Raw genomic sequence first — 8,046 nt, forward strand, 5'->3', positions numbered from 1 at the left:
GTCGGCATGGATAGATGCAGCTGAGGATAAGCATCTTTGCCAGACTTTATTGGACAGGATAACGGTCAATTGTCAGATTGTTCGCTTGACTGACAAGTAAATAAAAACACTCACTTCTTTTTTCATAGGGGCAAATATCTCGTTTGAAAACAATGCCGAAAAACGGCTTAAAATAGATGCAAAAAATCTCACGAAATTCAAAGAACTGCTTAGCTTTTGAGATTCTCTGCAGTTTATAGGGTAGGGGGGTCTAAATCTCTACCACTTTTCACCCCGGAAACGGGCGTGGGGTAACGCGTGAAAATTCGCGATTTCAAACAGTGTGGCGAAATATACCGTAGAGTTCATTGGAATAACCGAGGTAAAAAATCGATTGTTTGGAGATGCGTCAGTAGGCTTGAGAATACAGGGTTAGCTTGTCATTCCCGAACCGTGCTGGAGGATATGATAGGTATTGCTACGGTGGAGGCAATTAATAAACTAATAGGGCAAAAGGATGGCTTTTTAACTATCTTAAAGGAAAATATAGAAACAGTGATAAGTGAAACGGACAATAATATTGTTTCCAATATAGATAAAAAGCTAGAGGAATTACAAAAAGACCTTTTGAAACTGGCCAATTCCAAAGAAGATTATAACGATATAGCCGATGAGATTTACAGGCTCAGAGAGGAAAGGCATAAGGCTTTAGCAGAAGAAGCCGGCAAAAAAGGCTCCAAGCAAAGGCTAGAAGATATGGAAAAATTCCTTAATGAACAATCCACCCTCCTCGAGGAGTATGATGAGCAACTAGTAAGGAGACTTATAGAGAAAATAACGGTCTATGATGATAAACTAACTATTGAATTTAAATCTGGTGTAGAAATTGATATAGAAAAATAAAACGAATTTGACCGCCGATTAAGGGGCTGTGGCATCTTGGTCGGCGGTTTTTGTAATTAACTTATTACAATTACAAAATCATATTGACAACTATCGATATGCTTGATATTATTGTCATATCGAGAACATTCGATATCATTGATACATATAAATATAAAGGAGGTAATTTTATGAAGCATTCATATGCAGATTATGTTCCTGCAATTAAGGCTATGTCAGATGAAACACGGTTAAAGATTATTGATATGCTATCGTGTGGAGAAATGTGCGCATGCGATATATTAGAAGAATTCAGTATTTCTCAATCCACTCTTAGTTATCATATGAAGATTTTATCTGAAAGCGGCCTTGTAAATGCAGTACGTGATGGGGCTTGGATGAGATATACATTAAACAAGGAAAAAACGGATGAGGTTATAGCTTTCTTTACATGCATAACAAATGACAAAGAAGATTGTATTTGTAAAAAGAGCAAAAATAAAAAATCTGATAATCAATGTTGTTAAGGAGGATTTAGTAATGAAAAATATTGAGATTTTTGACCCAGCAATGTGTTGCTCGACAGGAGTTTGTGGACCATCTATTGACCCAGAGCTGTTAAGAGTAGCAACTGTTATTAATTCGCTTAAAGAAAAAGGGATTATTATAAAAAGGCATGGTTTGTCTAGTGAACCCCAGGATTTTATCTCCAATAAAGTTATAAGTGAAATTCTACAAAAGGAAGGAGCAGATATTCTTCCTGTAACACTGGCAGATGGTGAAATTGTAAAAACCAAAAGCTACCCAACAAACGAAGAGTTTTCAGAATGGTTAGGGGTGGAAATAAGCACAAAACCTCAAAAGAAGAGTGGCTGCTGCGGACCAAAGGGGTGCTGTTAAGATGTTAAAGAATAATTATGAGCCATTTAGTTTAGATGGGATAAATCTGACTAAGTATATGTTTTTCACAGGAAAGGGTGGTGTAGGTAAAACTTCAACCGCTTGTGCTGTGGCAGTAAATTTAGCTGATAATGGAAAAAGTGTTCTCCTTATAAGCACTGATCCTGCATCCAATTTGCAGGATGTTTTTAATACTGAGCTTGATGGCAAAGGTGTGCCGATTGATGGAGCGCCGGGTTTAGTTGTGGCGAATCTTAACCCAGAGGAAGCTGCCAGAGAGTATAGGGAATCGGTTATTGCTCCATATAGGGGGAAGTTGCCGGATAGTGTAATTGTAAATATGGAGGAACAACTCTCGGGTTCATGTACTGTTGAAATTGCCGCTTTTGACCAGTTTTCGAACTTCATCACTGATAAATCCACAGAGAATAAATACGATTATATTATTTTTGATACTGCTCCGACAGGGCACACACTTCGTATGCTGCAATTACCATCAGCGTGGAGTAATTTTATCAGTGAAAGTACACATGGGGCGTCATGTTTAGGTCAGCTCGCTGGACTTCAAGATAAAAAGGATATGTATAAGAATGCGGTTGAAAACCTTGCAGATAAAGATAAAACAACTTTGATATTGGTATCAAGGCCGGAGGAAACTCCTTTGATTGAAGCTGAACGTTCAAGCCATGAGCTTAGTGAGCTAGGGATAAACAATCAGGTTTTAGTTATCAATGGTATACTGAGTGAAGCAACTGACGATGTTTCGATTAAAATGTTAGATAAGCAGCAAAAGGCTTTGGAAAATATGCCACAGGGTTTAAAAAAGTTTAAGATTTTCACTATACCACTTCGTTCCTATAACGTTGTAGGTATTGATAATATTAGAACATTTTTATATAGTGACGAATACACAAAAAATAGTATTTATAGCAAATCCTTAAATTTAAGACACCTAGATGTTCTGATTGAAGATATTTATAGGGCAGGTAAAAAAGTGATATTTACAATGGGCAAAGGCGGTGTTGGAAAAACAACTATTGCTGCAACCATTGCTGTGGCTCTTGCTAGAAAGGGTGTTAAGGTACATTTAACATCTACAGACCCAGCTAATCATCTCAAATATGTGGTTGAAGATACTGAAAATATTAAGCTAAGTAAAATAGATGAAAAGCAGGAACTATTGCGATATCAAAATGAGGTATTAAGTAAGGCTCGTGAAACAATGAGCGAAGATGATGTTGCTTATGTTGAAGAGGATTTACGCTCTCCATGCACACAGGAGATTGCAGTATTTAGAGCATTTGCTGAGATTGTTGACAAGGCTGAAAACGAAGTTGTAATAATTGATACTGCACCAACGGGTCACACGCTTCTGTTGCTTGATTCTACACAGAGTTATCATAAAGAGGTTCAGAGAACAAAAGGTGAAACGCCAATATCTGTTCAAAGATTACTTCCAAGACTTCGGGATGAGAAACAAACAGAGGTTATTATTGTTACATTACCTGAAGCAACACCGGTATTTGAAGCTCAGAGACTGGGTGATGACCTAAACAGAGCGGGAATTAATAACAAATGGTGGGTGGTTAATCAGTGCCTTTCATTGACGAATACTAAAAATAGTATGTTAATAGCTCGCGCTGATGCTGAAAAGCAATGGCTGGAAAAAGTTAAGCAAATAAGTTCTGATAACTTTGTTGCAATCCCCTGGTTTCAGGATGCATCAATTGAAAATATAGTGAACTTTTCTGGAGGTAGTAAAAGTGATGAATAAAAGTGATGCTGGCTGTTGCTCTTGTGGCAGTGGCTGCTGCGGACAAGAACAGGAAAAAAGGCAGATTATAATAGATTTTCTTTATCTTGATCTGAGTGTGTGTAAGAGGTGTCAAGGAACTGAAACTAATCTTGAGGATGCAGTTAATGAAGTATCAACGGTATTAAGAGCGGCAGGGTTTGATATAGTATTGAATAAGATTAATATAAATTCAAGGGAGTTAGCCATTGAACACCATTTTTTAAGTTCTCCAACCATTCGTGTAAATGGCAGGGATATTGCTCTTGAGGTTAAGGAATCTTCCTGCAAGGAATGTGGAGATCTATGTGGCGACTCTGTGGATTGCAGAGTTTGGGTGCAGGATGGTATAGAGTATACGGAACCACCAAAATCCATGATTATTAACGCAATTTTGAAAGAAGTTTATGATGGCCATAGTTCAATCCCCTTGACAAATGAGAAATATGAAATCCCACAAAACTTAATTACATTTTTTGATAGCTTAGAAAGAAAGGAGGATTGATTTACATGAGTAAGGAACGTAATAGTGGAATTGGATTTTTTGAAAAGTACTTAACCGTATGGGTTATTTTATGTATGTTTGCAGGTGTATTGATTGGAAAGTTTTTACCCGGAATTCCAGCGTTTTTAGGACGTTTTGAATATGCAAATGTTTCAATACCTATGGCGATTTTAATCTGGCTTATGATATATCCAATGATGCTAAAAGTAGATTTTCAAAGTATTAGAAATGTAGGAAAAAATCCTAAGGGGCTTTTTGTTACATGGATAACTAACTGGTTGATAAAGCCTTTTACCATGTTCGGCATTGCATGGCTGTTTTTCTTTGTAATTTTTAAATCTCTAATTCCGGCAGAATTGGCACAAGACTATCTTGCGGGAGCAATACTTCTTGGAGCGGCACCGTGTACAGCGATGGTATTTGTATGGAGTTATTTGACTAAAGGCAATGCGGCTTATACCGTCGTGCAAGTGGCAACAAATGATCTTATAATTCTCATAGCTTTCACGCCCATAGTTGCGTTTCTTCTAGGTGTGGGCGGTGTAACCATACCCTGGGACACTCTTGTTTTATCTGTAGTATTGTTTGTTGTTATCCCGCTGGCTGGTGGTATAATTACCCGTAATTACATCACAAAAAAGCGAGGACTCGATTACTTTGAAAAGAGTTTTATACCGAAGTTTGGGAATATCACTACCATAGGTCTATTGCTAACATTAATAATAATCTTTTCATTCCAGGGCGATGTAATTCTGAACAATCCACTTCATATTGTTTTAATTGCTATACCATTAATTATTCAGACTTTCCTAATCTTTTTCATTGCATATCTAGCAAGTAAGGTTATAAAACTACCTCATGAGATAGCAGCGCCTGCTGGTATGATTGGTGCCTCTAACTTTTTTGAACTGGCAGTTGCCGTTGCGATTGCATTGTTTGGAACACAAAGCCCAGCTGCACTTGCTACCATTGTAGGGGTTCTAACAGAAGTGCCTGTTATGTTGATATTAGTAAAGATAGCGAATAATACAAGGCACTGGTTTCCAGAAAAAAGCTAGAAAGGAGGTAATACTTAATGAGTAATAAACTAAAGGTCGCATTTATATGTGTTCATAATTCATGTCGAAGCCAAATAGCCGAGGCACTTGGTAAGCACTTTGCAGGAGATATATTTGAAAGCTACTCTGCTGGCACAGAAACAAAACCTCAAATTAACCAGGATGCTGTGCGCCTAATGAAAGAGCTTTATGATATAGATATGGAGAAAACTCAACATTCAAAGTTGCTTGATGAACTACCTCCAGTAGATATTGTTATTACAATGGGGTGTAATGTGGAATGCCCTTACCTTCCATGTAAACACAGGGAAGATTGGGGGTTGGATGATCCTACAGGTAAGAGTGATGAGGAATTTAAAAGAGTAATATCAACAATAGAATCAAAAATAAAAGAGTTAAAAGCAAAACTAAAGTCATAATAATTATAACGCCAATTACAAATCTAGTAGTTGGCGTTATAATTATATATGTCGATATGTTCCCGCCTACCGATAGTGCAAAAAGTGCCTTTGACTTGTTCCCGACTACCGACAATGTAAAAGACATCAAACCACCCCGCTCGTTGCATGTTGAGTGTGTATCAGAGATACAGCTACAAAAAATCAAAAAGCTATTGACTATAAACCTTGTTTATAGCTTACGATTGCTTTAAACTCAAAAAGGAGGTCATGAAAATGACAATAAAAGAAGTTGAACAAATTTTGGGGCTTCCCAGAGCAACCGTAAGATTTTATGAAAAGGAGGGACTTATTGAGCCAAAAAGAGGAGAGAATGGATATCGTGATTATTCACAAATGGATATTATACGATTAAAGAAGATTGTTATTCTTCGCAAGATAGGTCTATCCGTTAATGATATATTGGATATTTTTGATGGAGCAAAAACAATGGCAGAGGTACTTGGAGAGAATATTGTTAACCTTCAAAAACAAATCAACGAGTTGAATGGTGCAAAGAACCTGACTTGCAAGATGTTAGAAGATAAGGTTGAAATAGCTTCCTTTGATGCTGATTTGTATTGGAATATCATTGTTGAAGAAGAGAAGAAAGGAAACACTTTTATTGATATTGCAAAGGATATTTTTCACATAGAGAAGAAAATTGTAACAAGTTATTTTAGCTGGACATCTGTTGACGGTGAAATTTATGACTCTTTTCTAAAGATTATTTTAAATGTAGTGGTTGTTGCGGTTATTGCAGGATGTATTCTATGTATGTCAAGAGGGAATTGGAATATTAAAAATTTCTTAGGTGGTATCATTGGAATCATAACTATTTTGTTGGTGGAAGCTATTCTTAGTGTTTCTTTTTATTTTCTTGGAAAGAAATACGTATGGATTCGGGAGAATAGAAAAAAGGCTTTGGTTATAACATGTCTAATCATATGTGTTGTGCTTCTAATTATTAGTAATATTCCAGTGTAGTGTAACTATTTTACGTATAGTTTATGTATACAGTGACAAAGTCCCTGAACTGTCTGCGAATATTAATTCAAACAGTATAAAAGTGTACGTCCAGCGAAGCTGGCAAGTACTGACAGCAGTATTTTACCGAATATCTGGTGTTTTTTAGCTTTTTTATTTTACCCTTGCTACAGGCATGCACAGGTAATTTATTATGTCGGAGGTGCCGTTGTTTGAAAGCAACTTTTGAAGTATTGGAAAAGCTTTTATCTGCTTATTGTATTGAAAGCTTTGGAAATTCAGAGGAGGAAATTGCAGAAAAGGAAGCTGAATCAGGGATTAAATTTCCTAAATCACTTAGAGATTATTATAAAAAATTTGGAAAGTGTAATTATATAACTAAAAGTTGCAACAATCAATATGAACCGTTGCTACTGTACGAATTCTTTATCCCGGGTGAGGATTTTTTTACATCTGACAAGGATTATCTTGTATTTTATCAATGTGTAGAATCAATGATATATTGTGGAATAAAATTTACTGATCTTAGGCTTGAAGATCCACCAGTTTATATATGCGTATGGGATAAACCTGGCTGGTATTTGGAAAACATCTCACTGATCAATTTTCTTGTATGTAAGGCACTAATACAGATAGCTGTGGAAGCTAGACTCCCATATTGGGTGTACTTTAGAGAAAACATGTGGAAGCTGTCAGATTACCGAAAAGCCTGGCAGATCTGTGATAGTTATAATGAAATTGAAGAAAGCACAACAACTCCTGCATGGAAAATATTTATTAAGGATGATGTTTTGACTGTGTTTGAATCTGTACAAAATGAAAATGAGGAGTATATTACTGGAGTGAGTTTGGCATCATTTGATAAGGAAAACATAAAAAAAATGCTGTTCAGAAAAACACCGGCAGGTGAATTGCCTCAATATCAAACAAATTTGCCACTTAGTGAGATATAGAAACACGGGGACGGTTTGGAATAGAGTTTTTATATGCGCTTGGGACAATCACTTAAGTTCTTTTTGTTGTTTATCATTTATTTAATAGTCCATATACTCTTTAGATTTACCAACACTTTTATCGGGCTTTGCAACCTCAGCAGGAAGCAAGCCTTTTTTCTTTAATTGGGTTTCTCAGCAGGAAGATTATATTTAGCAGTCATTATTCAAATAGTTACTAAAAGAATGGAAACGGTCATTTTATAATTCTTCTTTAAAAAAGAGAATCAATTATCATAATTAAATTAAGAAAGCATAGAAAATGAAACAAGGAACCGTCCCCGTGGTTCATAATGACACTCTTTATGATATAATTAAATTGTTAAATCAATATAAATAGATTGGTATAGGGAAGAGAAGCAAATCAAAGGAGTTAAGTCATGAAATATAGAAGTCTTTTATTCAAAACTTCAGATCCTTTCTCTTAATCCCCCTAACCCATTTGGACAATCACACACTAGTTTAGTAAAATAATACTAACAGGAGGTTGTCAAAAATGAGGTCAAAGCAAAAC

The 8,046-nt window shown here is 36.1% G+C and carries 9 protein-coding genes; all 9 read left to right on the forward strand.

The genetic code is table 11. The features are described from left to right. The first annotated feature begins 297 nt into the window (after window positions 1-297). The 9 genes from JOD07_RS15070 (at window position 298) to JOD07_RS15110 (ending at window position 7,493) form a co-directional block, all read left to right on the forward strand. Window positions 298-882 carry a recombinase zinc ribbon domain-containing protein gene (locus tag JOD07_RS15070; RefSeq protein WP_243144647.1) on the forward strand — a complete coding sequence of 195 codons (585 nt, stop codon included), beginning with the start codon at window positions 298-300 and terminating at the stop codon, window positions 880-882. Between the two features lie 170 nt (window positions 883-1,052). Then, window positions 1,053-1,388, forward strand: a complete 336-nt coding sequence (locus JOD07_RS15075) for an ArsR/SmtB family transcription factor (protein WP_015009204.1) — start codon at window positions 1,053-1,055, stop codon at window positions 1,386-1,388. 13 nt (window positions 1,389-1,401) lie between these two features. Beyond that, window positions 1,402-1,761 carry an arsenite efflux transporter metallochaperone ArsD gene (gene arsD / locus JOD07_RS15080; protein ID WP_014097257.1) on the forward strand — a complete coding sequence of 120 codons (360 nt, stop codon included), beginning with the start codon at window positions 1,402-1,404 and terminating at the stop codon, window positions 1,759-1,761. A 1-nt stretch (window position 1,762) separates the two neighbouring features. Beyond that, on the forward strand, window positions 1,763-3,535 hold the full coding sequence (gene arsA, locus JOD07_RS15085) for an arsenical pump-driving ATPase (RefSeq protein ID WP_204614613.1): 1,773 nt from the start codon (window positions 1,763-1,765) through the stop codon (window positions 3,533-3,535). After that, the gene (locus JOD07_RS15090) at window positions 3,528-4,058 is read left to right on the forward strand and encodes a DUF2703 domain-containing protein (protein WP_137697039.1); all 531 of its coding nucleotides are present in this window, start codon (window positions 3,528-3,530) and stop codon (window positions 4,056-4,058) included. Before arsA ends, JOD07_RS15090 begins: the two co-directional genes overlap by 8 nt. A 5-nt stretch (window positions 4,059-4,063) precedes the next feature. After that, on the forward strand, window positions 4,064-5,116 hold the full coding sequence (gene arsB / locus JOD07_RS15095; RefSeq protein WP_061857590.1) for an ACR3 family arsenite efflux transporter: 1,053 nt from the start codon (window positions 4,064-4,066) through the stop codon (window positions 5,114-5,116). A 17-nt stretch (window positions 5,117-5,133) separates the two neighbouring features. Further along, the gene (locus JOD07_RS15100; RefSeq protein WP_137697017.1) at window positions 5,134-5,535 is read left to right on the forward strand and encodes an arsenate reductase ArsC; all 402 of its coding nucleotides are present in this window, start codon (window positions 5,134-5,136) and stop codon (window positions 5,533-5,535) included. A 255-nt stretch (window positions 5,536-5,790) separates the two neighbouring features. After that, on the forward strand, window positions 5,791-6,540 hold the full coding sequence (locus tag JOD07_RS15105) for a MerR family transcriptional regulator (RefSeq protein ID WP_204614614.1): 750 nt from the start codon (window positions 5,791-5,793) through the stop codon (window positions 6,538-6,540). 212 nt (window positions 6,541-6,752) lie between these two features. Next, window positions 6,753-7,493, forward strand: a complete 741-nt coding sequence (locus JOD07_RS15110; protein ID WP_204614615.1) for an SMI1/KNR4 family protein — start codon at window positions 6,753-6,755, stop codon at window positions 7,491-7,493. Window positions 7,494-8,046 lie beyond the last annotated feature (553 nt).

This window comes from Defluviitalea raffinosedens, assembly GCF_016908775.1.
In the GTDB taxonomy this organism is placed as follows: Bacteria; Bacillota; Clostridia; order Lachnospirales; family Defluviitaleaceae; genus Defluviitalea; species Defluviitalea raffinosedens.